The sequence below is a fragment of the Brevibacterium ammoniilyticum genome, from assembly GCF_038429965.1.
GTDB classification, from domain to species: Bacteria; Actinomycetota; Actinomycetes; order Actinomycetales; family Brevibacteriaceae; genus Brevibacterium; species Brevibacterium ammoniilyticum.
In genome coordinates, this window is the sequence record NZ_BAABNP010000004.1 from 35,137 (window position 1) to 59,328 (window position 24,192).

Consider the following 24,192-nt stretch of genomic DNA (forward strand, 5'->3'; position numbering starts at 1 on the left):
GCCTGGTGGAGATGCGGTTACAGGGGTGGTTTGCGGTTGCGGCGCTCACGACGAGGGTCACCAAGGACCAGTGGCAGCGACGACGTCAGAGATTGCGCGTGATGTCGTTCATCGACGAGGTCGTCGTGTGCGCGCCCCCTGCAGAATCTCCGTTGTCGAAGAGCGCTCCGAGGCTCAACAGCGCGGCAAGCCCGCCGACGATCAGCAGTGCGGGCGGCCAGATGTCCTCGGCTTTTGCTCCCACCAGGAACCCGATCCCACCGGACACCAGGCAGACGACGCCGATGAGCAGGCACACCAGACCGTACTTCTTCCTGCGCGAGATCCCGGCCATGACGCGGACTCTACCATCGCGCCCGGGAACACCCGATCCTTATCGACGCACCATCACCTCGCCGAGGTGGTCCCCCGTGAGCGCGAATGCCCCGACAACGCAAGGGGCCCGACAACGCAAGGGGCTCGGCAACACGAGTGCTCTAAATCGCGACCACCCCTGGTGCGCAGTTCGCGGACAATACGCGAGGGCCTCAGCTACACAGCTTGGGGACTATCAGCGTCACAGCGTGCACTCATTTTCGAGCGCGGTTCTCACCATCACGCTTAGCTCGATAAACCACCTGTGCACGGGTGGTTCATCTCGTTGGAGCGACGCTATACGGAGCCAGGCCTAGGAAATGTCGCTGCGCGTGCGAAACAGGGCTATGCGTGCGAAGTCGACCTGGACGTAGGACGTGCAGGATACCGCGCAGAGTCCGGCCCGCCTCACCGCGCTTGCCGACGCACCGCCGTCACACAGACGCACCGTCGCCTCGCGGACGCGCCGTCAGCCCTTCGCGGAGTCGTCGTCCTTCGTCGCGGCCAGGCGTCCCAGGGCCGTGCGCACGAGCGCCGAGTCCGTCGTCGGCCACATCCGTGGCATCGAGTTGACGAGGTAGCCGGCGTACCGGGCCGAGCGCAGCCGAGAGTCGAGCACCGCGACGACGCCTTTGTCCCCGGTCGAGCGGATGAGGCGCCCGGCACCTTGGGCGAGACGGAGCGCGGCATGAGTCGCGCTCACCGCCATGAATCCGTTGACCCCACGCCGATCGGCATCCCGGGCACGAGCCTGCATGAGCGGGTCGTCGGGCCGGGGGAAGGGAATCCGGTCGATGATGACGAGTCGGTTCGTCCGACCGGGCACGTCGACGCCCTGCCACAGCGACATCGTCCCGAACAGGCACGCCTCGTCATCGGCGGCGAACCGGGAGACCAACGACGGCAGACCGTCATCGCCCTGGAGCAGGATCGGCAGGTCGACCGCGTCGCGCAGGTGCTCGGCCGCGGCATTCGCGGCCGCCCGCGAGGAGAAGAGTCCCAGCGCACCGCCCTTGGATGCGGTGACGAGCGCTTCGAGTTCGGCCAGCGCCTCCTCGCTCAGTCCGCTGCGACCGGGTTTCGGCAGGTGCGCGGCGACGTAGACGATGCCCTGCTTGCCGTAGTCGAACGGCGAGCCGACGTCGAGGCCGTCCCACCTCGGCGCATCAGGTCCGACGAGTCCGAGCGAGGCGGCCACGGCATCGAAGTTCCCGCCCAAGGACAGGGTCGCCGATGTCGCCACGACCGTCGACTCCTCGAAGATGCCGTGCCGCATGGTGCCGGCCACGCTGAGCGGGGCGACGACGAGGTTGACCGTCTCCCTCTCCCGGAACGTCGACCGGCTGAGCCAGATGACGTCGTTCTTGCCGGGGTCGCAGAAGCGTTCGGCGAGTTCGAAGATCTCCTGGCACCGGGCCTTCGCCATCTGCCGTCCGGCGTCAGCGTCCTCGCTGCGACCCCCGATGTCGTTGATGATCTGGCGGGCGGAGTCGCGGATCTGCGTGAGCGCCAGCCCCAGGGGTTCGCTCAGCGAGAGCATGAGCCCTTCGGTCGTGCCTGAGACGGCGCGTTCGAAGGCCGCCGAGGCGGTGTCGAGCAGAGCGACGACCCCGTCCTCGACGGTGGTGTGCTTGCGCACCGCGGAGGTCGCGGCCGAGAGCATGCCCGTGTTGATCTGGCCCGACAGGGCGCTGGTGACCCGGTCCTTGAGCTCGTGCGCCTCGTCGATGATGATGACGTCGTGTTCGGGCAGCACGGAGTTCTCCCCGAACGCGTCGATCGCGAGCAGCGCATGATTGGTCACGACGATGTCCGCCTCGGCGGCGGCATTGCGGGCCTGCTCGGCGAAGCATTCTGTGAAGAGCGGACAGTTCGAGCCGAGGCAGTCGAAGGCGTTGACCGAGACCTGCGCCCACGCCTTGTCGCTGACCCCGGGGATCAGGTCGTCGCGGTCACCGGTCTCCGTCGTCTTCTCCCACGTGCGGATCCGCTGGATCTCCTCGCCGAGCCCCGACCGGTCCGCAGGCTTGCGCCCGGCCGCGGCATCCGCGCCGAGGTCGAAGAGCATCCCCTCGTCCTCGTCCGGATAGCCGCCGGCGAGCTTGTGCTTGCACACATAGTTCCGGCGTCCCTTGAGCAGCGCGGCCTTCGGCAGCGGATCAAGGGACCGTTTGACGGCTTTGAACAGGCGCGGGAGGTCCCGGTGGATGATCTGCGTCTGCAGGGCCAGTGTCGCCGTGGACACGATGACCTTCCCACCCGTGCGGCTCGCATACTCCGCGGCGGGCACGAGGTAGGCCAGCGACTTGCCGGTGCCGGTGCCCGCCTGAACGAGGAGGTGGATGCCGTTGTCGAGCGACGAGGCGACCGCCTGCGCCATCTCGGTCTGACCCTCACGGGTCGACCCGCCGATGGCGCCGACGGCCGCAGAGAGCAGGTCGCCGACCGTGCTCACTCGCCGATGACCATGTCGGGCCGGCGGAACTCCTCGAGTTCGGCGGCGAGCTCAGCCGGCACCTTCGCATGCATGCCGGTGCCGCCGACGCCGTGCTCCTCATGGTCGACCGTGCCGAGTGCATAGATCTTCGACACCAGGTCGCCCCGCTCATAGGGGATGAGCACGGAGACCTCGATGTTCGGCGAAGGCAGCTTCTCCTCGATCGTCTCAACGAGCTCGGCGATGCCCTCCCCCGTCGCCGCGGAGACGAAACGGGCGCCCGGGTACTCCGCGCGCAGGGCCGTGACGACGTTCTCATCGGCGAGGTCGACCTTGTTGAAGACGAGGAGTTCGGGGATGTCACCGGTGTCGACGTCGCCGAGCACCTGCCGCACCGCATGGATCTGCCCCTGCGGATCCGGGTGTGAGGCGTCGACAACGTGGAGGAGCAGATCGGAGTCCGCGGCCTCCTCAAGCGTCGACCGGAACGCTTCGACGAGCTGATGGGGCAGGTTCCGGACGAAGCCGACCGTGTCGGTGTAGGTGAACGTGATCCCGTCAGCGGTCCGCGACTGGCGCACCGTGGGGTCGAGGGTCGCGAACAGCGCGTTCTGGACCATCACCTCGGCGTCGGTGAGCCGGTTGAGCAGGGACGACTTGCCCGCGTTCGTGTACCCGACGATCGCAACCGAGGGCACATGGTTGCGGGAGCGGTTCTTCCGCTTCGTGTCACGCGCGGGAGCCATGCCGGCGATCTGGCGGCGCAGCTTCGCCATCCGGGTGCGGATGCGGCGACGGTCGAGTTCGATCTTCGTCTCACCGGGACCGCGGGAGCCGATGCCGGCACCGCCGGCGACACGGCCGCCGGCCTGGCGGGACAGCGACTCACCCCAACCGCGCAGACGCGGCAGGAGGTATTCGAGCTGGGCGAGTTCGACCTGCGCCTTGCCTTCGCGGGACTTCGCGTGCTGGGCGAAGATGTCGAGGATGAGCGCGACCCGGTCGACGACCTTGACCTTGATGACGTCCTCGAGCCCGCGCCGCTGGCTGGGGGCGAGTTCGGAGTCGATGATCACGGTGTCGGCGCCGACGGCTTCGACTATCTCTTTGAGCTCGGCAGCCTTGCCGCGGCCCAGGTAGGTGCCGGGGTCCGGCTTGTCGCGGCGCTGGACGATCGCGTCGAGGACTTCGGAGCCGGCGGTCTCGGCGAGGGCGGCGAGCTCGCGGATGGAGTTCTCCGCCTCGTCGAGGGTGGTGTTCCACAGTCCGGCGAGGACGACCCGCTCGAGCCGGATCTGACGGTATTCGACCTCGGTGACGTCTTCGAGTTCGGTCGAGAGGCCGGCGACACGGCGCAGGGCGGCGCGCTCGGCGAGGTCGAACTGCGATTCTTCGTCGGCGGAGGCCTGCTTGGGGCTCAGCGCCTGGGCACCTCGGGCGAGGACACGGTCGAGCATGGCGTCTCGACGCTCTTTGTCAGTGGAGGTCATTCATTCCTTTGTTCGTGTGCAGACTCTTCGTGTGCGGGCGCCGATCGTTGGACGACGCCTGAGAAGTACAACGCTGCGGTGCGTCCATATATTCTCCCACAGCCGCCTAGACTGGAGACGTGTCCGAGCACTATTTCACTGAGAGCCCATCGAGCGAGGCGAAGCGGCGTGAGCTCACGCTCGACCTGGCCGGTCGCACCGTGACGGTGGAGACGATGAGCGGGACGTTCTCCCCCACCCGTCTCGACCCCGGCACCGCGGTCCTGCTCAGGCATCTGCCCGATCCCGCCCCCGGCGACCTCCTCGACCTCGGGTGCGGGTGGGGTCCCATCGCGCTCGAGTCGGCATTCCAGGCCGCCGACGCCGAGGTGGACGTCCGCATCTGGGCCCTCGACGTCAACTCCCGGTCCCTGGAGTCGACCGCGTCCAATGCCGCCCGACTCGGCCTCACCTCGATCCGTCCCGTCACCGCCGAACAGGTGCCGGAGGACCTCACCTTCACGACGATCCGCTCGAACCCGCCGATCCGCATCGGCAAGGACGCCCTCCACGAACTGCTGGAGACGTGGCTGCCGCGCCTGGCGCCGGGCGGTCGCGCCGATCTCGTCGTGTTGAAGAACCTCGGCGCGGATTCGCTGCTGAGCTGGATGCGGGGAATGCTCGGAGACGGCTTCACCGCCGAGCGCACCGCCTCATCCAAGGGCTTCCGCATCCTCACCGTCCACAGGGACGCCTGAGCTCACGGCCCTCGCGGTCTCCCCGCCGAGGCGGTCGTTCAGTCGAGCGTGCCCTCGGCGACGAGCACGGCGGGACCGGCAAGGGTGACCGTTCCCCGATCACCGGTCTGATCCGGGGTGATGCCGATGCGCAGGCGTCCGCCGGGGACGTCGACGCGCCACTGCAGCGGTGAGGTCGGTCCCGCCCAGTGGTGGGCGGCGATCGCCGCCGCGCACGCACCGGTGCCGCACGATCGGGTCTCCCCCACCCCGCGTTCGGACACGCGCATCCGCAGGGCGCCCTCTCCCCCGGCGATGTCGCTGCGGGCGGGTTCCATGACGATGAACTCGACGTTGGATCCGTGAGGCGGCACAGGGTCGAGGACGGGAGCGTCACGGAGGTCGGCGGCGGCGAGTTCGGCCGCCTCGGCGAGGGCGACGACGGTGTGGGGATTGCCCGTCTCCACCGACAGGCCCGGGCGGGCGACGTCGATGCCGGCGGTGGTGACGAGGACCTCGGCGCGCTCGTCGAGCGACCATGAGCCCATGTCGACGGTGTACCACGCGTCCTCGGGTCCGCCCGGGCCGGACGTCGCTGCCTCGGTGGAGGTCTCGACTTCGCCGAGGGCGGGGTTGAGGGTCGTGCGGACGGTCTTGATCCCGTCGCGGGTGCCGACCTTGATCTCAGCGGCGTCGGCAGGGACGCGGCCGGTGGCGACGAGAGTGTGGGCGAAGACGCGCACCCCGTTGCCGCACATCTCCGAGAGGCTGCCGTCGTGGTTGTAGTAGTCCATGAACCATTCCGCGCCGTCGGCGGCCTGCGCGTCGGCGCCGGGGATCCCGGAGTCGGCGGAGCGGACGATGCGGATGACGCCGTCGCCGCCGAGGCCGGTGCGCCGGTCGGCGAGGAGGGCCACCGTCTCAGGGTGGAGGGTGAGGTCGCCGCCGTCGTCCTCGAGGAGGACGAAGTCGTTCTCGGTGCCGTGGCCCTTGTGGAAGCGGGTGCCGGCGAGGGCGGCGAACGGGGTATTCATGATTCCAGTCTAACGATCGACAGTGCCGCGTTCAGCCGGGCCCCGGCATCGGAGACACCGGAGTCGATCCAGGTGATGCGCGGGTCGCGGCGGAACCACGTGTCCTGGCGGCGGGCGAACTGGCGGGTGCGCACGGTCGTCGATTGGCGGGCGGCATCGGCGTCGAGGGTGCCTGCGAGGTAGTCCTGGATCTGGGCGTAGCCGATGGCCCGGGAGGCGGTCTTCCCGCTCGCGAGTCCACGGTCGAGGAGGGTACGGACCTCGTCGACCCACCCGGCCTCCCACATGAGGTCGACGCGGCGGGCGATGCGGTCGTGCAGGGTGCCGCGGTCGAGGGCGAGTCCGATGTGGATCGTCGGTTCGATCTCCGTGTACTCGGGCAGAGACGCGGTGAACGGGCGGCCGGTGAGTTCGATGACCTCGAGGGCGCGGACGATCCGGCGGACGTCGTTGACGGTGATCTTCTCCGCAGCGACCGGATCGAGGTCTGCCAGTCTCGCGTGGGCAGCCCACCGGTCGGCCTCGACCTCGGCCTCGAGGCAGGAGCGCACCGTCGCGTCGGTGCCGGGGAAGTCGAGGCGGTCGGTCGCGGCGCGCGCGTAGAGGCCGGAGCCGCCGACGAGGATGGGACGGTGCCCCCGGGCACGGATCTCGGCGATCGCAGCGCGCGCCTGTGCCTGGAAGGTCTGGACGTTCGCCTCGTCGGTGACGTCGAGGATGTCGATGAGGTGGTGGTCGATCCCGCGGCGCTGAGCAGGAGGCAGCTTCGCCGTGCCGATGTCCATCCCCCGGTAGAACTGCATCGCATCGGTGTTGACGATCTCCCCGCCGAGGTGGTCGGCCAGGTCGAGCGCGAGATCGGACTTGCCCGTAGCGGTCGCCCCGACGACGGTGATGACAGGTGGGATCGTGTCCGCACCCTGGGTAGTGGACTGCGACGCCTCTGTGTCGCTCACCGAGCCTGTTGTGCCGCGCGCCGATGCGGGAGTGCTCATCTCAGGTCCCGATCACGGCGCACACCGTGCGCACATCGTGGATGGTCTCGTCGATGAGGACCGTGGTTCCTCCGGTGTGGGGCTCCTCGCCGAGGTGGTCGAGGGCGACGCCGAGCAGTTCGAGGTCCGCGTGGACCGCACCTGCCCGGCTGACCGCGTCACGAAGGCCGTCGAGGTCGCCGGTGCGCACGGCTGCCATGAGCGCCGAATCGAAATCGCGCGCCCCTGGCACCGGTGCGAGGGGCGCATTCGCCGAGGCGGCTGCGGAGAGGTCGATGGGGACGAGAACCGAATCGCTCGACCCGAGCGGTCCGATGGCTGCTTCGGCCGCCTGGGTGTGGAGAGCTGCGACTCCGAGGCCCGGATGCGCGGTGGTGCAGATATCGCGGTCGTCCTCGGTGAGCCCGGTGACGGCATCGACCCAGTCGTCACCGTCGAGGCGTTTCCCTGTGCGGGTGTCGAGCCCGCGGTCGATGCCGAAACCACCGAGTCCGAGGACTGCGGGCAGCGCATCGACGGGCAGAGCCCACCGGTCTGCGGTGGAGAGCAGATCGGTGATCGCGGTCCTCACCCGCACGGCGGACGCCGCTTCCGAGGCGTCGACGTCGGGAAGGAGAACAGGGGCGGCAGGAATGAGTGCGAGTCGACCCATCTCAGCTGCGGGGGCGGATCGTCGGCATGCCGAGGACCGTGGTGCCGCCGCTGCCACCGCTGGGGCTCGGGGTGCCGCAGGATTCGGCCTGCGCGCGGTCAAAGGCGTCGCCGGCACGGGAGGGGCGGAGGCCGAACCCGGTGTCGGCGAGGAGGAAGTACGGCTTGGCGTCGGTGACGGTGGCGGTGACGAAGTCGCCGGGCCGGGGCAGACTCGCGCCTTCGGGCAGTCCGACGTGGACGAGGCGGTTGTCGGCGGCCCGGCCGCTCAGCCGCGGAGAGTCGGCGTTGGGCAGGCCGGTGACGAGGACCTCGACTTCGCTGCCGATGAGAGCCTGGTTCTCCTCCCACGCGATCTCGTCCTGGAGGGCGATGAGGCGTTCGAAGCGCTCCTGGACGACGTCCTTGGGCAGCTGGTCGGGCATCGTCGCGGCCGGGGTGCCGGGGCGGATGGAGTACTGGAAGGTGAAGGCCTGGGAGAAGCGGGCGCGGCGGACGATGTCCATGGTGCCTTGGAAGTCCTCTTCGGTCTCACCGGGGAAGCCGACGATGATGTCCGTGGTGATCGCGGCGCGGGGGATGCGCTCTCGCACGGTGTCGAGGATGCGCATGAAGCGGCTCGTCCGGTAGGACCGGCGCATCGCCTTGAGGATCCGGTCGGAGCCGGACTGCAGCGGCATGTGCAGCTGCGGCATGACGGTGGGCGTCTCGGCCATCGCGTCGATGACGTCGTCGGAGAACGCGGCGGGGTGGGGGCTGGTGAAGCGGACGCGTTCGATGCCCTCGATGTTGCCGACGGCACGCAGGAGCTTCGCGAAGGCACCTTTGTCGCGGAATTCGGCGCCGTAGGAGTTGACGTTCTGGCCGAGCAGGGTGACTTCGACGACGCCGTCGGCGACGAGGGCTTCGACCTCGGCGAGGATGTCACCGGGTCGGCGGTCCTTCTCCTTGCCGCGCAGACTCGGCACGATGCAGAACGTGCACGTGTTGTTGCAGCCGACGGAGATCGACACCCACCCGGAGTGCTGGGATTCGCGGCGGCTGGGCAGTGTGGAGGGGAACACGTCGAGGCTCTCGAGGATCTCGACCTGGGCTTCGTCGTTGTGCCGTGCACGTTCGAGGAGCGCGGGCAGGGATCCCATGTTGTGGGTGCCGAAGACGACGTCAACCCAGGGGGCTTTTCTGACGATCGTGTCGCGGTCCTTCTGCGCCATGCATCCGCCCACGGCGATCTGGAGTCCGGGGTGCTGCTCTTTGACCTTGGCGAGGCGGCCGAGGTTGCCGTAGAGCCGGTTGTCGGCGTTCTCCCGCACCGCGCAGGTGTTGAAGACGACGACGTCGGCTTGGGACTGCGTGTCCGCGGGAACGTAGCCGGCGTCGTCGAGGAGGCCGGAGAGGCGTTCGGAGTCGTGCACGTTCATCTGGCAGCCGTAGGTCTTGACCTCGTAGCTGCGGGGGTGCTGATCCGCGGAGTGCGGAGAGTCGATGAGTTCAGTCATGGCCCCACCATTCTAGCGGCTCCCCCGATCCCGATGCCCGCGCTGCCGGAGCCGCGGCTCCACCCGCCGGGTGATGTTTCGCGGACGGGGACTCACCTCTCGGCGGACCATCACCCCTCGGCGAGGACCTCGCGGGTGACCTTGAGGCAGATCGTCGAGGAGAACCCGCGGCGGGCGAGCATGCCGAGGATCCGCCGTTCGCGCACCTCATGGTCGAGACCGCGCGTCGAGCGGGCCTTCTTCTCGGCGACCTCACGGGCGAGGTCCTCTTCGCCGTCGACCTCGGCGACGACTCCGGCAATGGTCTCCTCGTCGATGCCCTTCTTCACGAGCTGCCGACGCAGGGCCGACCGGGAGAGCTTCCTGCTCTCCCGCTGGGCCTTCGCGAACCGCTGCGCGAACTGGCCGTCGTCGAGAAGGTTCGAGCGTTCGAGTTTGGCGATGAGCCGGTCGACGGCCGCGGGGTCGAAGTCACGGCGCAGCAGCTTCTCCCGCAGCTCGGTCGAGGAGTGATCGCGCATCGCGAGCATGTTCAGCGCTGTCTTCTTCGCCTTCGCATACGCATCGGCGAGCTCCGGAGAGTCCGCGAACGGTTCGTCCGGCACCGTGCCGGTCGGTTCTCCTGCCCCCGGGCCGGGCGGCTGAAGGCCGCGTGCCGGATCCCCTGGCGCCGCCTCGGCGACGGCAGCCGATTCACCCTCGTCGAGGCGCGCGAAGTACCCCGTCCCGCCTGCGGCCTGTCGGGCCTCGAGGTCCGACATGGCCTGGCGCAGCGCGGAGAGCTGCTCAGCCGTCTTCGGGGTCTCGCTCACGGTCTCACGAGACCTCGACGTCGTCGGTCTCCTCCGCGGGGGCCTCGGTCGTGTCCGCGTCGACCTTGATGAGACCCATCTTGTGCTTGATCTTCAGCTCGATCTCCTCGGCGAGGCCGGGGTTGTCGCGGAGGAAGTTGCGGACGTTCTCCTTGCCCTGGCCCAGCTGGTCGCCGTCGTAGGTGAACCACGAACCGGACTTGCGGATGATCCCGTTGTCGACGCCCATGTCGATGAGGCTGCCTTCGCGGGAGATGCCGTGGCCGTAGAGGATGTCGAACTCGGCCTGCTTGAACGGCGGGGCGACCTTGTTCTTGACGATCTTCGCCCGGGTCCGGTTGCCGATCGCGTCCTGGCCCTCCTTGAGGGTCTCGATGCGGCGGACGTCGATGCGCACGGAGGCGTAGAACTTCAGGGCCTTGCCGCCCGAGGTGGTCTCCGGGGAGCCGAAGAAGACGCCGACCTTCTCACGCAGCTGGTTGATGAAGATCGCGGTGGTCTTCGACTGGGCCAGCGCGCCGGTGATCTTGCGCAGCGCCTGCGACATGAGGCGGGCCTGGAGGCCGACGTGGCTGTCGCCCATCTCGCCTTCGATCTCGGCCTTGGGCACGAGGGCTGCGACGGAGTCGATGACGATGATGTCGAGGGCACCGGAGCGGATGAGCATATCGGCGATCTCGAGCGCCTGCTCACCGGTGTCCGGCTGGGAGACGAGGAGCTGGTCGGTGTCGACGCCGAGCTTCTTCGCGTACTCGGGGTCGAGGGCGTGCTCCGCGTCGATGAACGCGGCGATGCCGCCGGCCTTCTGGGCGTTCGCGACGGCGTGGAGGGCCACGGTCGTCTTACCCGAGGACTCCGGTCCGTAGATCTCGACGACGCGGCCGCGGGGAAGACCGCCGATGCCGAGCGCGATGTCGAGGGCGACCGAGCCGGTCGGGATCGATTCGATCGGCTCCCGCACGCCTTCGCCGAGGCGCATGATCGCGCCCTTGCCGTAGTTGCGGTCGATCTGTCCGAGGGCCGCGTCGAGGGCCTTCGACTTGTCGCCGCCGGTGGGGATCTGCAGGTTCTTGGGTGTTCGCGCCATGACCTCTCCTAAGGTGTCGTTTCCTGTGAGACCAAGGCTAGAAGACGGCACTGACATGAGGACAGAGAACGCTTCTCGCCTGTGGACAGTGCGCCACTCGTGGTCACAGGTCCCGTGATTCGCTCACCAGCATAGCCCATATGGGAACATGTGTTCGATATGCGGCGGCGTGTCGGACGAAGATCTGTGCGAATGCGCCCGGCGATGCCGCCGGAACCGCCCGTCAGAACGGCGTCGACCGGGGCTTCTCCTTGCCGAGTCGCCGGGACTCGGGCACGCCCATCGAATCGCAGACGGCGGTCCAGATGTCGCGGGGTTCGATGCCGCGGCGGAACGCCTCGTCGGCGGTGATGGAGCCGAGGGTGCTCAGGGTGAGGTCGGTGTGGAGTGAGGCCGCACGCGCCTCACCGAACTCCTCGTTCATGAGGGTCCAGTAGAGGGTGTGGCGCATTACGGCTTGGCGGCCAGCCGTGGCGACGGATACCCGCCGGGGTGCCCGAGGATCTTGTCCGAGAGCTCCTGCGGGATGGTGTCCGGGATCTCCACGCCTTCGGCGAGGGCGAATCGGTCGGACACTTCGGAGAGCAGGGCCGAGACGGGCAGGTCGAGGGCTTCGCAGATCGAGGACAGCAGCTCCGAGGAGGCTTCCTTCTGTCCGCGTTCGATCTCGCTGAGGTAGCCGAGCGAGACGCTGGCACCGGTGGAGACATCGCGCAGCGTCCGCCCCTGACGGCGGCGAGCGGAACGCAGGGCATCGCCGATTTCAACTCTCAGTAGCATTGTGCGTCCCTCCCTTTGTTCGCGCGAACGTGGATTCAACTTTACAGCCCGGCCGCGTGGACGCGCCAACCTGGGCGGGTGAGATCGGAGTTTTGCCAGTCCTTTCGGAGAAACCGGCACGGTGGCATTTCAGTGCATATGTCATCTTGATGAGACAACCTCTGAGACGGCGATCTTATTCCGCGGGCGGCCCGAAGGCGAGTTTCGTCGTGAACTCGCCGAGGCGCTCGACCATGGTCTCGACCGTGCGGGTCCGGATCGCCTCCCGACCCCCGGTGAAGCGGTGTTCGAGGACCTGGGCGCGCGAACCGAAGGCGACGGCGGTGTAGACGAGCCCGACCTCCTTGCCGTCCTGCGGGTCGGGCCCGGCGACGCCGGTGCACGAGACGCCGATGTCGGCGACGCATGCGCGGGCCGCACCGACGGCCATCTCGGCGGCGACGACGGGGTCGACGGGTCCCGTCTCCTCGAGGCGGTCGGCGTCGACGCCGGCCAGGGTGGCTTTGAGGTCGGTGGCGTAGGTGACGAGTCCGCCGCGGACGACGGCGGAGGCGCCCGGGACGTCGACGAGGGTGGCGATGAACCGTCCGGCGGTCAGTGATTCCGCCGAGGCGACCGAGAGTCCCAGCTCAGCGCACGTGGTGATGATCGTCCGGCACGTGCCGAGCAGGTCACCGGCCATGGTCGGGCCGAACCTCCCCGGGGTCGTCCGTCGGCGAGCCGGGTGTGTTCCCTTCGGCGCCCTCACCGGGTCCCCCGGCAGTCGAACCATTCTCGCCGGCCCCCTCCCCGGCATGCGCGGCACGGGCGAGCTTCGCGGCCTGAATGCAGTAGTCGATGCCGGTGACGATCGTGACGATGATCGCCGCGACGAGCACGAGCCACGCGATGACGAGGAGGACGACGGCGACCGGACCTGGGACGAGGAACGCGAGCGGCTTCCACAGGAGCAGCAGGCCGATCGCCACGGTCTGGAGCACCGTCTTGATCTTGCCGCCGCGGGAGGCGGGCATGACGGCGATGCGGATCATGAAGAACCGCAGCACCGTGATGCCGAGTTCGCGCACGAGGATGATGACGGGCACCCACCACGGCAGCTCCCCGACGATCGCGAGCCCGATGAGCGCTGCGGCCATGAGCGACTTGTCGGCGATGGGGTCGGCGATCTTGCCGAAGTTCGTCACGAGGTTGTACTTGCGGGCGAGGTCGCCGTCGATCTTGTCGGTGAGCATCGCGAGCAGGAACACCGCGAGCGCCCACCACCGCGTCGTCATGTTCTGCCCGCCGTCGTTGAGCAGCAACACGAGGAAGACGGGAACGAGCAGGATCCGCACGACCGTCAGGGCGTTGGGGACGTTCCAGTTGCTCGGTGCGGCCTGGGGTGGGGTCTCAGCTCGTTCGTTCACACCTCAACCCTATCGGAGACCCCTGACAACGAGACGGAGCCGACCGCCCGTCGTGGGCGATCGACTCCGCAATCGTTATGCCGGCCGCCTGACAGCGGCCCGTGGCCTCAGCGGCCCAGGGCCTCAGCGGCCGGTGAGCTGCCAGGCGTCCTCGCCGGAGGCTTCGACGACCTCGAGTCCCGTCTCCGGGTCGATGTCGCCGACCTGCAGGTCCTCGGCATGGCCGACGCCGTTGCCGTAGCGGTCCTCCCTCGCCGAGGCGGTCGCCCCGGACCCATCGGAGGTGCCGTAATCGGCACCGGAGTCACCGTAGTCGTCGTCGAAGTCCTCGGCGAAGTCATCGGCAGCCGAGGCACCCGCGGACGGGTCGGCCGCCTCGGCGGGTGGGGTCTCCCCCTTGATGACGGCCAGGGTCGCCGGAAGATCCTCGGGGCGGACGAGGACGTCGCGGGCCTTCGAGCCCTCGGAGGGACCGACGATGCCGCGGGACTCCATGAGGTCCATGAGGCGGCCGGCCTTCGCGAAGCCCACGCGCAGCTTGCGCTGGAGCATCGACGTCGACCCGAACTGGGTGGTGACGACCTGCTCGGCGGCCTGGAGGAGGAGCTCGAGGTCGTCGCCGATCTCCTCGTCGATCTGCTTCTTCGGCGCCTCGACGGCGACGTCCTCGCGGTAGTTCGGGGTGAGCTGGCCCTTGACGTGTTCGACGACCTTCTCGATCTCGGACTCATTCACCCATGCACCCTGGACGCGCATCGGCTTCGCGGCACCCATCGGCAGGAACAGGGCGTCACCCTGGCCGATGAGCTTTTCGGCACCCGGCTGGTCGAGGACGACGCGGGAGTCGGCGAGCGAGGACGTCGCGAACGCCAGCCGCGAGGGCACATTGGCCTTGATGAGGCCGGTGACGACGTCGACGCTGGGTCGCTGGGTGGCGAGCACGAGGTGGATGCCGGCGGCACGCGCAAGCTGCGTGATGCGCTGGATCGAGGCCTCGACGTCGCGGGGGGCGACCATCATGAGGTCGGCGAGCTCGTCGACGACGACGAGGAGGTACGGGTAGGGCTGGAGGACGCGCTCGGACCCGGCGGGCACCTGGACCCGGCCCTCGCGGACGGCCTTGTTGAACTCCTTGATGTGCTTGAACCCGAAGTTCGCGAGGTCGTCGTAGCGGGCGTCCATCTCACGCACGACCCATTCGAGCGCCTCGGCGGCCTTCTTCGGGTTCGTGATGATCGGGGTGATGAGGTGCGGGATGCCCTCGTAGATCGTCAGCTCCACGCGCTTGGGGTCGACGAGGATCATGCGGACCTCGTCGGGGGTGGCGCGCATCATGATCGAGGTGATCATCGAGTTGACGAAGCTCGACTTACCGGCGCCGGTGGCACCGGCGACGAGCAGGTGGGGCATCTTCGAGAGGTCGGCGACGACGAAGCCGCCTTCGACGTCCTTGCCCACGCCCATGACCATCGGATGGTCGGTCTTGCGGGCGGCCTTCGAGCGCAGCACGTCGCCGAGGGCGACGTTCTCACGGTCGGAGTTGGGGATCTCGATGCCGATGGCCTTCTTGCCGGGGATCGGTGAGAGGATGCGAACGTCGGCGCTGGCCACGGCGTAGGCGATGTTCTTCGACAGCGCGGTGACCTTCTCGACCTTCGTGCCGGCCCCGAGTTCGACCTCGTAGCGGGTGACCGTGGGGCCGCGGGAGAACCCGGTGACCTGGGCGTCGATCTTGAACTGCTCGAGGACGTCGCGCAGCGCCTCGACGACGCGGTCGTTGGCCTCCGAGCGTTCCTTCGCGGGCGGTCCGGGGACGAGGTAGTCGGAGTTCGGCAGGGTGTAGGTGACGTCGCCTGCGAGGGTGAGCTGTTCGACGCGTTCGGGCAGCTGCTCGGTGGGCGGGGGTGCCGGGGTGTTCGTCGTCGGCACCGGCGCCGAGGCGGCCGCTGGGTTCGCAGTGTGCGCGGTGGTCGGTGCGTCATCGGACATGCCGATGGCCTTCTTCAGCGCCGAGGCTTCGCGTTCGGCCTTCGTCGGGCGGCGCTCACCGGGCTTGAACTGCGGCTCGGGTTCGAAGACGGTGGTCGGGGCCTCCTCGTCGGAGACCTCGTTCTCGTGGATGTAGGCCTTGTCGTAGGCCTTGTCGGCGAGGTCGTCGTCGGCCGGCGGGTCGAGCTCGGGGATCTCGGTCTTCTTCTTCCGGCTGCGCCGCTTGGCGCCCATGACGGGTTTGAGGCTCGAGGTGTGGGTGTTCTCGGCGACGAGGTCGGTCGGATTCTCGTCCGCCTCGGCGTCGTTCGGGGTCGGGCGGGCACCGCCGGTCAGCCGCTGGTAGAGCGCGGTCAGGCGGGTCGGGATCGAGCGGACCGGGGTCGCGGTGATGACGAGGACGGAGAAGAGTCCGAGGAGGACGAGCAGCGGGACGGCGACGTAGACGGTCGTCGCGGTCACGAGCGGGGAGGAGATGACGAAGCCGAGGGCACCGCCGCCGTTGGCCATCGCCTCCCGCGAGTTGACGAAGCTCGGGTTGCCGGCCGCGATGTGGGCGAGTCCTGCGGAGGAGAGCAGGAGGAGGACGATGCCGATGAGGATGCGGTTGTTGCCGCGGTTGTCATCGCCGCGGAGGAAGAGGCGGATCGCGTAGCCGAGGAAGATCACCGGCAGGGCGAGGGCGACGCGGCCGAAGGTGCCTTCGACGACGTTGCGGACCATGTCGCTGATCGCGCCGGGGATGTTCCACCATTCGAAGGCGGCGACGACGATCGAGAGTCCGACGAGGAAGAAGGCGGTGCCGTCGCGCTTCGTCGGAGAGTCGGTGGGTTCGTCACTGAGGATCTTTCGCGCACGGTTTCCGGCCATGTGGGCCACTCCCCTCCACGCACCGGTGACAACGTTTGTCCCGGGGTCTTCGGTCCCCGCTTGTCCGGAACCGCCCTTCGCCTTGGAGGCAGAGCGCTTTCCGGTACCAGAAGCGGGGGAAGTCGTTCTGGTCGCCATGCTCCTCATCCTAAGGTGATTCCCGGCCCGATCCCCGCAAATCCGGAGGTCTCGGCGTGGCTTGAGCCGGGTCTCGCATCCGCACGGTCTTCCGACCTCAGCAAGGTGCCCGAGGCACGCTCAGCTGTTCGGCACGGTCTTCCGACTTGAGCAGGGTGCGCGGACCGTGCTGGCGTCGGTTCACCGTGCTCGAGCCCGGTTCTCCGCCTGGTCGGTCATCGCTTCGAGCGCGAAGTCAACCGTGTGTGTGCCCTACCGTCGAGGTCTCGACCGCGGACTGTGCGGACATGGGCGTCGACCGCCGAGGCGATGGCGGGCGGAGGACGCGGCGGCAGGTAGGCACTCGCGCCGGCGTCGAGAAGGCGGCTGACCGGCCCGAGGTAGGAGACGCCGGCCTCCTCGTCGTCGATCTCCGTGACGACCACCTCGGCGCGGGGAAACCGCTCCCGCAGCGCACCGAGGAGCTGCAGGCTGATCGGATGGGTGAGGAGGATGTCGGCGTCCTCGGGGGCGTCGCCCAAGTCGAGGACCATGTAGTCCTCCCCGAATGCCTCGCCGAGGCGGCGCCGGGCTGCCGTGGACAGCGCCATCGCCGTGACGACGACCGTGACCCCCTCGGGCACGTCGACCGTCGGCTGACCGAAGCGGGAGCTCGCGACGATATCGCCCTCGATCACCGCCGAGGTGAAGCCCAGCGTTCCGAGCTGCTCCCCGCCGCGGACGACGGCGACTGCCTCACCGCGTATGACCGCCTCGAGGAAGTCGACCGCCTCGGCGGGCAGGGAATCGAGGTCGAGCTGTTTGGCGGTCATGAGGCTCCTTCGTCGGGGGCGGCGCTGGGATGCATGGCGACGAAGAGCGCCCACTGCCGGGCGCCGTCCTGCGATCGCCGGGACCGGAAGTCCTCGAGCAGGTCCTCGAGTCGTTGCTGGAACTCGACGACCTCGGCGGGGGTGAGCATCGCCGCCATCCGGCTCATCGACCGTTCCGGGTAGGGGGCGGCAGCAAACTCGGCGGCGAAGGCCTCGATCATCGGGTCGGTGATGTCACCGGCGTCGATGAACCAGCTCCTGCCGGTCGCCCGGTAGGGGATCTCCCGAGCGCCGCGTCGACCTCGGCGGGGTTCCTGGGCCTCGAGGAACCCGGTGTCGACGAGCATCCGCACATGGTGGAGCGCGGTCGCGGGATTGAGGTCGAGCGCCTCGGCGATCTCCCGGTTGCTCAGCTCCTCGTCGAGGCAGAGCCGGAGGATGCGGATGCGCACGCTCGAGGCGAGCGCCTTCGCCTCGGCGTCGGTGGCGTCACGGCGCTCGATCGCGTGGGCGACCCGCACCGTCGGGTCATCGGGGTTGCGGGCGGGGTGCTCCGGTGGGTCCGCTGTCGCTCCGGGTTCGGACTGCTCGGCGTTCATGCCGTCCACGCTAGCCAACGATTGAGAGAAGTCAATCACTTCGGGTCGAACCATTGCCGGGCCGAGGTCTCGATGCGACACTAGTGATTGAGAGAACTCAATCACTGCCGACCTCACCGACTCGAAGAAGAGCCCATGAGCACAGACGATCCTGCTGAACCCTCGCCGCCACCGGTGTCGCCCGGCGCGTCTCCGAGCCCGTTGGCAGGCGCCCCGGCCGACCCGGCCTCCGGCACCCAGACACCCCCGCCCGGGCAGCGCTCCCTCTGGCGCCATCACGACTTCCGGCAGCTGTGGATGGGCGACACCGTCTCGGTGTTCGGCAACCAGTTCGTCCTCTTCGCCCTCCCCCTCATCGCCGTCCAGCTCCTCGCCGCCGATGCCTTCGAGATGGGCCTGCTCGCCGCGTTCGAGAACGCCGCGTTCCTCCTCATCAGCCTGCCTGCCGGGGCCTGGGTCGACCGGATGCGCAAGAAGCGGGTCATCGTCGCAGGCGACCTGCTCCGCGCAGCCCTGCTCCTGACGATCCCTCTGGCCTGGGCGCTCGACCTGCTCACGATGATCCAGCTCTTCGTCATCGCCGCAGGGGTCGGCGTCGTCACCGTCTTCTTCGACGTCGCCAACCAGTCGTATCTGCCCGAGATCGTCGCCGGCGATCAGATCGGCGACGGCAACGGCAAGCTCCAGGCCAGTCAGCAGACCGCCTCGGTGGTGGGACCGTCGGCTGCCTCCGGACTCGTCGGACTCATCGGCGGACCGCTGACGATCGGGGTCACGAGCATCTGCATGGCGCTCTCGAGCCTCTTCGTCAGCCGTATCCGCCACCGCGAGGAACCGCCGCAGCCCGACAGCCGACCCACCCTTGTCGCCGACATCCGCGAAGGCCTCGCCTTCGTCCTCGGCCACCCGCTGCTGCGCCGGATCGTCGCGTGCACCGGTCTGTCGAACTTCGCCTCCTCCGCGGTCTTCGCACTCCTCGTCCTCTACGCCCTGCGCACACTCGACCTCAACCAGTTCCAACTCGGGCTGGTCATGTCCCTCGGCGCCGTCGGCGGCATCGTCGGGGCGCTGAGCTCCTCGTGGGTGCAGAAGTTCGTCGGCGAAGGGCGCTCGATCACGGTGTCTGCGACACTGGCCGGGCTCGCCACGCTCGCCGTTCCCCTCGCCTCGGTGCTGCCTGCGCTGCCGACGCTGCTCATCGGGTGGCTCGTCCTCTCATGGTGCGTCGTCGTCTACAACGTCGCCCAGGTGAGCTTCCGCCAGCGTCTGTGCCCGAAGCCGCTGCTCGGACGGATGAACGCCTCGATCCGGTTCCTCGTGTGGGGTCCGATGCCGATCGGCGCATTCCTCGGCGGCACACTCGCCCACACCATCGGGATCGTGCCGGCGCTGTGGATCTTCGCCGCCGTCTCGATCCTCGCGGCCTTGCCTGTGCTGCTCTCACCCCTGACCGGGATGCGCGACCTCCCCCGCGAACTCGACGCGCTCGCGGACTCGACGACACCGTGACCACATAAAAGCACGGTCTTCCGACGTGAGCAGGGTGCGTGGACACTGCTTGAGTCGGAAGACCGTGCTGATGACTGCGGCCCCGCGGCGGGCGAGCCGGCCCCGCGAACGGAGCGGCGCGAGAGCCGCGCGCGCCTCAGGCCATCTTCGCGTAGGCGGGCAGGGTGAGGAAGTCGACGTAGTCGGGGGCGACGGCCACGGAGAGGAAGAGGTCGGTGGCGTCCTTCCAATCGCTCGCCTCACCCGGGAGGCCGGCGACCTCCTCGGCGACGATCTGCTGGACGAGCTCCCTCGTCACGGTCTTCCCGGTGTCGAGTTCGACGCCGGCGTCGAGCCACTGCCACACCTGGGAGCGGGAGATCTCGGCGGTCGCCGCATCCTCCATGAGCCCGTGGATGGCCACCGCGCCGTTGCCTTCGAGCCACGCCCGCAGGTACTGGATGCCGACGTTGATGTTCGTCCGCAGGCCCGCCTCGGTGATCGCACCGGGCGTCGACTTCACGTCGAGGAGCTCGGCGGCGGTGACGGAGACGTCCTCGCGCTTGTTGTCGATCTGGTTGGGCGCCTCGCCCAGGGTCTCGGTGAAGACCTCCTTGCACAGGGCGACCATGCCCGGGTGGGCGACCCAGGATCCGTCGAAGCCGTTGCCGGCCTCACGCGACTTGTCCTCGCGGACCTTCGCGAACGCCGCCTCGTTGGCTTCGGGGTCCTTGGCCGGGACGAAGGCGCTCATGCCGCCGATCGCGTGCGCCCCGCGCTTGTGGCAGGTGCGCACGAGCAGCTCGGTGTAGGCGCGCATGAACGGCACCGTCATCGTCACATCCGAACGGTCGGGCAGGAGGTAGTCGGCGCCGCGGGAGCGGAAGTTCTTGATCACGGAGAAGATGTAGTCCCAGCGTCCGGCGTTGAGCCCGGCCGAGTGCTCGCGGAGTTCGTAGAGGATCTCCTCCATCTCGAAGGCCGCCGGGTAGGTCTCGATGAGCACGGTCGCCCGGATCGTGCCGCGGGCCAGGCCGAAGGCGTCCTCGGCGTGCTCGAAGACCTGGTTCCACAGGCGCGCCTCGAGGTGGGACTCCATCTTCGCGAGGTAGAAGTACGGGCCCTTGCCCTTCTCGACCTGGAGTTGACCGGCGGTGGCGAAGTAGAGGGCGAAGTCGACGAGCGAACCCGAGGTCTCCTCACCGTCGACGAGGATGTGCTTCTCCGGCATGTGCCAGCCGCGGGGGCGCACGACGATCGTCGGCAGCTCCTCGTCGGGGGCGAGCCGGTACTCCTTGCCTTCGGGCGAGGTGAAGTCGATCTCCCTGGTCAGGGCGTCGAGGAGGTTGATCTGACCGCCGATGACCGAATCCCACTGCGGGGTATTCGCGTCCTCCTGGTCGGCCAGCCACACCTTCGCGCCCGAGTTGAGCGCGTTGATCGTCATCTTCTTGTACGTCGGTCCGGTGACCTCGACGCGCCGGTCCTCGAGTCCGGGTGCGGGAGGGGCGACCTGCCAAGTCTCGTCCTCGCGGATCTCCTTGGTCTCGGGAAGGAAGTCGAGGTCGGCACCGTTCGCGATCTCCTGCTGGCGCACGCGGCGGGCCTCCAGCCGTTCGAGGCGGTCCCCGTTGAACTTCCGGTGCAGCTCGACGATGAGCTCGAGCGCCTGCGGGGTGAGGACTTTCTCTGCCCCGTCGGGCAGTTCGCCCGTGATCTCCATCCCTGCGGGAATGTCGAGGTTCTCGATATGAGCGGTCATCGGTGGTTCTCCTTCTCCAGCACCCTATCGGTGCGTCGAGTATCGCGGGCAACGGGGTTTGGCCGGCGAAAATTTCACATCGTGAAATTTATTGTTCACACACCGAAAGACTATGACGTGATCCAGATCTCGTCAAACCCTTCGCCGAGGCTGTCCGCAGACCCGTGCGAACGCCCGGTCCGCAGGCGGTGTCCGTCGCAACCGCAGCCTGCTCAGCGGCTGTGCCCGTAGCACTCAGCCGCCGTGTCCGTCGCGGCCGGCCATGGCAGCAGCGCCCTGCTCAGTGGCTGTGTCCGTCGCGGCCGAGCGAGGTCACAGGCGCCGCGCCGTGGCGCGTCCACTGGGGCACTGGTCGGCTCGTCGGACCCCACGTCGCCCGCCCCTGGTCGTCGGTGCGCCAGTACCAGCCCACGGGTGATCCGCGTCCGCCGACGGGCGAACCCGCATCGGGCACCTCTGGCCAGCCCTCGGGGACGTCCTCCCACCCTTCGCGCCGACCGAGAGCGGTCATGTCGAGGAGTCCGAGGAACCCGGTGACCGGTTCGACGCCCCGTCCGGTCGTCTCATACGTGAGGAACACCCGGTCGCCTCGGCGGACGAAGCTGAGCAGGGATCCCATGTCCCCGCCGAGCGGCTCATCGAGTCCCCTCACCGAATACCACGGCTGCTCGTAGCCCATGAAGTGGACATAGGGCCTCACCTCAGACCATGCGCCGGAGGTGAGGACGGCGAAGGAGACGCCGCGGGCGTTGAGGTAGACGGCGTCGCGGAGGCTCCACGCGACGGCCGTGCACCCTTCGCACTGCCCCTGGTGGGGTGCCCCGTCGTACCACATGTGCTTGTAGACGATGAGTTCGTCACGGCCGTCGAAGAGCTCGCGGAAGGCGACGGAACCGTCCTCGCCGTGGACCTCGGCGTCGGCGTCGATCTCGCCCATGGGCAGGGTGCGGCGGGCTGCGGCGATGGCGTCCGCCTCGGCGGTGTGGGCCTTCTCCCGGTCGAGCAGTCGGGCCCTGGCGTCGCGCCACGAATCGGCATCGACGACCTCCGGCAGGCCCGGCACAGATTCGCTGGACTCCCTGTTGATGTACGTCATGAGCTCCGACTCCTTCGTCACGGGCCGAGACCGGGACGCGCAGTGCGCACGTCGCCCTCGACACCTTCGACGATATCGGCACACGCGCACCGACTCAAGAGCCGTTGCCGCCGCCATTGCCGGCACCGGCCGGGCGTCGTCGACGGCCGTACGGCAGCAGGCGACGACCCCGCCGATTCCCACCGACCCTTGACCGCTGAGCCTATGGCAAGGAAAGATGACATCAAGCGCCGCGATCGTCGCGGCAGCCGACCGGTGGCAACGACGCCACACAGCCAGTGGCACCGCCGCCACGGATCGGACACGACGATGGACAATCTTGCCGTAGCCGCGCTCCTCGCGCTCACCCCGATCCTGCTCGCCGGGATCCTCCTCATCGGCTTCCGCTGGCCGGCGAAGTACGCGATGCCCATCGGGCTCGTGGCCGCCGCTCTCATCGCGAACCTCGCGTGGCAGATCGAATGGGTGACGATCGCCGCCTCCGTCGTCCAGGGCCTGCTCGTGGCGATCGGGCTGCTGTGGATCGTCTTCGGCGCGCTCCTCCTGCTCGCGACGATCACTCGCTCCGGGGCGATCGAGACGATCCGTGCGGGCTTCGTCTCGATCTCCCCCGACCGGCGGGTCCAGGTCATCATCGTCGCGTGGCTCTTCGGGTCCTTCATCGAAGGCGCAGCCGGTTTCGGCACCCCGGCCGCGGTCGTCGCCCCGCTCATGCTCGCCCTCGGGTTCCCCGCGATCGCCGCGGTCCTGGCGGGTCTGATCATCCAGTCGACGCCGGTGAGCTTCGGCGCGGTCGGCACCCCGATGATCGTCGGCATCGGCACGGGCCTGTCCCAGGAGGACGGGAGCATGTCGCCTGACGTCGCCGCCCGCGCCGCCCAGCTCGGCCTCGACCAGTCCCAGTTCGTCGCCCACACCGCCGTCCAGGTCGCCCTCATCCACGCGGTGTGCGGCATCCTCATCCCGTTGCTGTTGTCCTGCCTGATGACCGGGTTCTTCGGGGAGCGCAAACGCTTCGCCGATGGGCTCGCCGTCGCCCCGTTCGCGATCTACTCGGCCCTGGCGATGATCGTGCCCTACCTCATCGTCGCGAAGTTCCTCGGCCCCGAGTTCCCGTCCCTCCTCGGCGGGCTCATCGGGCTGGCCATCGTCGTCACGACCTCACGCATGGGCTTCCTCATGCCGAAGACGACGTGGGACTTCGCGCCGAGGTCGATGTGGCCGGCGTTCTGGATGGGCACCGTCGACCCCGCCGACGAGGCCGCCCACCTCCACAAGAAGATGTCCCTGGCCCGAGCCTGGGCGCCCTACCTCATCGTCGTCGCCCTCCTCCTCATCACCCGCAACGTGCCCCCGATCAAGGAGTTCCTCAACGGGCCGGCGGTGATCAAGATCGAGGGGATCTTCGGCACCCCGATCAACCAGAACATGGACCTGCTGTGGTCCCCGGGCGCGATCTTCGTCCTCGCGTGCGGCCTGACGTACCTCATCCACCGGATGACGAAGGAGCAGATCGGTTCGTCGTGGAAGATCGCGGGCGGTCAGATCGCCGGGGCCGCCGTGGCGCTGCTGTGCTCCCTGCCGCTCGTGCGCGTGTTCATCAACTCCGGGTCCGACTACAACAACGCCGGCCTCGATTCGATGCCGGTCACCCTCGCCGAGGCGGCCGCCTCCACCGTGGGCGACGCCTGGCCCCTGCTCGCCCCCTTCATCGGGGCGCTCGGGGCGTTCGTGGCCGGGTCGAACACGGTCTCGAACATCATGTTCTCCCAGTTCCAGTTCTCCACCGGAGTCGCGATCGGCGCGGCCTCGCCCGAGACGGTGGTGGCAGCGCAGGCCGTCGGCGGGGCGGCGGGCAACATGGTCGCCGTGCACAACGTCGTGGCAGCCTCGGCGACGGTCGGGCTCATCGGGCGCGAGGGCGAGCTCATCCGCCGCACCTCGATCCCGATGCTCGTCTACGCGCTCACCGCCGGTGCGCTCGCGTTCATCGGCATCAACGGTCTGGGCGCGAACGCCGGCACGGTCGTGCTCAGCGCCGTGATCGTCGGGCTCATCGTCCTCGTCGTCCTCGCCCGCCGGTCAGCAGGAAAGCCGCTCGTCCCCGCGAGCGCGTAGAACACGCGGATCCCGGACGCTGAGTGTCGATTTCAGCGCCGGGAATCGACACTCAGAGT

Annotated in this window: 21 protein-coding genes; 3 read left to right on the forward strand and 18 right to left on the reverse strand. The window is 68.6% G+C overall.

Annotation, left to right across the window (positions count from 1 at the left end; translation table 11 throughout):
• Nucleotides 1-85: 85 nt before the first annotated feature.
• The 3 genes from AAHA49_RS05810 to hflX all read right to left on the reverse strand — a co-directional run bounded on the left by AAHA49_RS05810 (nucleotide 86) and on the right by hflX (nucleotide 4,281).
• Nucleotides 86-334 (reverse strand): hypothetical protein, encoded by a 249-nt coding sequence (locus tag AAHA49_RS05810; RefSeq protein ID WP_342037562.1) that lies wholly within the window; start codon nucleotides 332-334, stop codon nucleotides 86-88.
• A gap of 489 nt (nucleotides 335-823) precedes the next feature.
• Entirely contained in the window at nucleotides 824-2,809 is a 1,986-nt protein-coding gene (locus AAHA49_RS05815) for an ATP-dependent DNA helicase (protein ID WP_342037563.1), read from the reverse strand.
• Nucleotides 2,806-4,281 carry a GTPase HflX gene (gene hflX / locus AAHA49_RS05820; RefSeq protein ID WP_342037564.1) on the reverse strand — a complete coding sequence of 492 codons (1,476 nt, stop codon included), beginning with the start codon at nucleotides 4,279-4,281 and terminating at the stop codon, nucleotides 2,806-2,808. The genes AAHA49_RS05815 and hflX overlap by 4 nt, the downstream gene beginning before the upstream one ends.
• A gap of 119 nt (nucleotides 4,282-4,400) precedes the next feature.
• On the opposite strand from hflX, the gene AAHA49_RS05825 reads away from it, so the two are divergent.
• On the forward strand, nucleotides 4,401-5,018 hold the full coding sequence (locus tag AAHA49_RS05825) for a class I SAM-dependent methyltransferase (RefSeq protein ID WP_342037565.1): 618 nt from the start codon (nucleotides 4,401-4,403) through the stop codon (nucleotides 5,016-5,018).
• 38 nt (nucleotides 5,019-5,056) lie between these two features.
• Here the strand turns inward: AAHA49_RS05825 and dapF are convergent, their stop codons facing one another.
• The 13 genes from dapF to AAHA49_RS05890 all read right to left on the reverse strand — a co-directional run bounded on the left by dapF (nucleotide 5,057) and on the right by AAHA49_RS05890 (nucleotide 17,669).
• Nucleotides 5,057-6,031 (reverse strand): diaminopimelate epimerase, encoded by a 975-nt coding sequence (dapF, locus tag AAHA49_RS05830; RefSeq protein ID WP_342037566.1) that lies wholly within the window; start codon nucleotides 6,029-6,031, stop codon nucleotides 5,057-5,059.
• Complete coding sequence (miaA, locus tag AAHA49_RS05835) at nucleotides 6,028-7,026, reverse strand: tRNA (adenosine(37)-N6)-dimethylallyltransferase MiaA (RefSeq protein WP_342037567.1); 999 nt, start codon at nucleotides 7,024-7,026, stop codon at nucleotides 6,028-6,030. Before miaA ends, dapF begins: the two co-directional genes overlap by 4 nt.
• Nucleotide 7,027: 1 nt before the next feature.
• On the reverse strand, nucleotides 7,028-7,678 hold the full coding sequence (locus AAHA49_RS05840; protein ID WP_342037568.1) for a hypothetical protein: 651 nt from the start codon (nucleotides 7,676-7,678) through the stop codon (nucleotides 7,028-7,030).
• 1 nt (nucleotide 7,679) lies between these two features.
• Nucleotides 7,680-9,176 carry a tRNA (N6-isopentenyl adenosine(37)-C2)-methylthiotransferase MiaB gene (gene miaB / locus AAHA49_RS05845; protein WP_342037569.1) on the reverse strand — a complete coding sequence of 499 codons (1,497 nt, stop codon included), beginning with the start codon at nucleotides 9,174-9,176 and terminating at the stop codon, nucleotides 7,680-7,682.
• A 110-nt stretch (nucleotides 9,177-9,286) separates the two neighbouring features.
• The gene (locus tag AAHA49_RS05850) at nucleotides 9,287-9,988 is read right to left on the reverse strand and encodes a regulatory protein RecX (protein ID WP_342037570.1); all 702 of its coding nucleotides are present in this window, start codon (nucleotides 9,986-9,988) and stop codon (nucleotides 9,287-9,289) included.
• Between the two features lie 4 nt (nucleotides 9,989-9,992).
• Complete coding sequence (gene recA, locus AAHA49_RS05855) at nucleotides 9,993-11,075, reverse strand: recombinase RecA (RefSeq protein WP_339393565.1); 1,083 nt, start codon at nucleotides 11,073-11,075, stop codon at nucleotides 9,993-9,995.
• Between the two features lie 223 nt (nucleotides 11,076-11,298).
• A complete protein-coding gene (locus AAHA49_RS05860; protein ID WP_193338667.1) occupies nucleotides 11,299-11,526 on the reverse strand; it encodes a DUF3046 domain-containing protein in 228 nt (75 codons plus the stop codon).
• Nucleotides 11,526-11,894, reverse strand: coding sequence for a helix-turn-helix domain-containing protein (locus tag AAHA49_RS05865; protein WP_373314661.1), 369 nt, complete (start codon nucleotides 11,892-11,894; stop codon nucleotides 11,526-11,528). Before AAHA49_RS05865 ends, AAHA49_RS05860 begins: the two co-directional genes overlap by 1 nt.
• 136 nt (nucleotides 11,895-12,030) lie before the next feature.
• Entirely contained in the window at nucleotides 12,031-12,537 is a 507-nt protein-coding gene (locus AAHA49_RS05870; RefSeq protein WP_342037571.1) for a CinA family protein, read from the reverse strand.
• Nucleotides 12,527-13,261, reverse strand: coding sequence for a CDP-diacylglycerol--glycerol-3-phosphate 3-phosphatidyltransferase (pgsA, locus tag AAHA49_RS05875; protein ID WP_342037572.1), 735 nt, complete (start codon nucleotides 13,259-13,261; stop codon nucleotides 12,527-12,529). The genes AAHA49_RS05870 and pgsA overlap by 11 nt, the downstream gene beginning before the upstream one ends.
• Nucleotides 13,262-13,384: 123 nt before the next feature.
• On the reverse strand, nucleotides 13,385-16,120 hold the full coding sequence (locus AAHA49_RS05880) for a DNA translocase FtsK (protein WP_342037573.1): 2,736 nt from the start codon (nucleotides 16,118-16,120) through the stop codon (nucleotides 13,385-13,387).
• 353 nt (nucleotides 16,121-16,473) lie between these two features.
• Complete coding sequence (locus AAHA49_RS05885; RefSeq protein WP_342037574.1) at nucleotides 16,474-17,070, reverse strand: hypothetical protein; 597 nt, start codon at nucleotides 17,068-17,070, stop codon at nucleotides 16,474-16,476.
• A complete protein-coding gene (locus tag AAHA49_RS05890; protein ID WP_259788317.1) occupies nucleotides 17,067-17,669 on the reverse strand; it encodes an ArsR/SmtB family transcription factor in 603 nt (200 codons plus the stop codon). The genes AAHA49_RS05885 and AAHA49_RS05890 overlap by 4 nt, the downstream gene beginning before the upstream one ends.
• Nucleotides 17,670-17,804: 135 nt before the next feature.
• Between AAHA49_RS05890 and AAHA49_RS05895 the strand changes: the two genes are divergently transcribed.
• Nucleotides 17,805-19,178: an MFS transporter gene (locus AAHA49_RS05895; protein ID WP_259788318.1), complete on the forward strand. Its 1,374-nt coding sequence runs from the start codon at nucleotides 17,805-17,807 to the stop codon at nucleotides 19,176-19,178.
• Nucleotides 19,179-19,314: 136 nt separating this feature from the next.
• On the opposite strand, the gene aceB is transcribed toward AAHA49_RS05895, so the two are convergent.
• A complete protein-coding gene (gene aceB, locus AAHA49_RS05900) occupies nucleotides 19,315-20,919 on the reverse strand; it encodes a malate synthase A (protein WP_342037575.1) in 1,605 nt (534 codons plus the stop codon).
• Between the two features lie 280 nt (nucleotides 20,920-21,199).
• Nucleotides 21,200-22,015, reverse strand: a complete 816-nt coding sequence (locus AAHA49_RS05905; RefSeq protein ID WP_342037576.1) for a DUF899 family protein — start codon at nucleotides 22,013-22,015, stop codon at nucleotides 21,200-21,202.
• Between the two features lie 204 nt (nucleotides 22,016-22,219).
• On the opposite strand from AAHA49_RS05905, the gene AAHA49_RS05910 reads away from it, so the two are divergent.
• Nucleotides 22,220-24,133, forward strand: a complete 1,914-nt coding sequence (locus AAHA49_RS05910; protein WP_342037577.1) for an L-lactate permease — start codon at nucleotides 22,220-22,222, stop codon at nucleotides 24,131-24,133.
• Nucleotides 24,134-24,192 lie beyond the last annotated feature (59 nt).

What these genes read in the sequence shown, in the direction of transcription:
- AAHA49_RS05810 (WP_342037562.1), bottom strand. Translation starts at nt 334, where the DNA reads ATGGCCGGGATCTCGCGCAGGAAGAAGTACGGTCTGGTGTGCCTGCTC.
- hflX (WP_342037564.1), bottom strand. Translation starts at nt 4,281, where the DNA reads ATGACCTCCACTGACAAAGAGCGTCGAGACGCCATGCTCGACCGTGTC.
- dapF (WP_342037566.1), bottom strand. Translation starts at nt 6,031, where the DNA reads ATGAATACCCCGTTCGCCGCCCTCGCCGGCACCCGCTTCCACAAGGGC.
- miaA (WP_342037567.1), bottom strand. Translation starts at nt 7,026, where the DNA reads ATGAGCACTCCCGCATCGGCGCGCGGCACAACAGGCTCGGTGAGCGAC.
- AAHA49_RS05840 (WP_342037568.1), bottom strand. Translation starts at nt 7,678, where the DNA reads ATGGGTCGACTCGCACTCATTCCTGCCGCCCCTGTTCTCCTTCCCGAC.
- miaB (WP_342037569.1), bottom strand. Translation starts at nt 9,176, where the DNA reads ATGACTGAACTCATCGACTCTCCGCACTCCGCGGATCAGCACCCCCGC.
- recA (WP_339393565.1), bottom strand. Translation starts at nt 11,075, where the DNA reads ATGGCGCGAACACCCAAGAACCTGCAGATCCCCACCGGCGGCGACAAG.
- AAHA49_RS05860 (WP_193338667.1), bottom strand. Translation starts at nt 11,526, where the DNA reads ATGCGCCACACCCTCTACTGGACCCTCATGAACGAGGAGTTCGGTGAG.
- AAHA49_RS05870 (WP_342037571.1), bottom strand. Translation starts at nt 12,537, where the DNA reads ATGGCCGGTGACCTGCTCGGCACGTGCCGGACGATCATCACCACGTGC.
- AAHA49_RS05880 (WP_342037573.1), bottom strand. Translation starts at nt 16,120, where the DNA reads ATGGCCGGAAACCGTGCGCGAAAGATCCTCAGTGACGAACCCACCGAC.
- AAHA49_RS05885 (WP_342037574.1), bottom strand. Translation starts at nt 17,070, where the DNA reads ATGACCGCCAAACAGCTCGACCTCGATTCCCTGCCCGCCGAGGCGGTC.
- AAHA49_RS05890 (WP_259788317.1), bottom strand. Translation starts at nt 17,669, where the DNA reads ATGAACGCCGAGCAGTCCGAACCCGGAGCGACAGCGGACCCACCGGAG.
- AAHA49_RS05895 (WP_259788318.1), top strand. Translation starts at nt 17,805, where the DNA reads ATGAGCACAGACGATCCTGCTGAACCCTCGCCGCCACCGGTGTCGCCC.
- aceB (WP_342037575.1), bottom strand. Translation starts at nt 20,919, where the DNA reads ATGACCGCTCATATCGAGAACCTCGACATTCCCGCAGGGATGGAGATC.
- AAHA49_RS05905 (WP_342037576.1), bottom strand. Translation starts at nt 22,015, where the DNA reads ATGACGTACATCAACAGGGAGTCCAGCGAATCTGTGCCGGGCCTGCCG.
- AAHA49_RS05910 (WP_342037577.1), top strand. Translation starts at nt 22,220, where the DNA reads ATGGCAAGGAAAGATGACATCAAGCGCCGCGATCGTCGCGGCAGCCGA.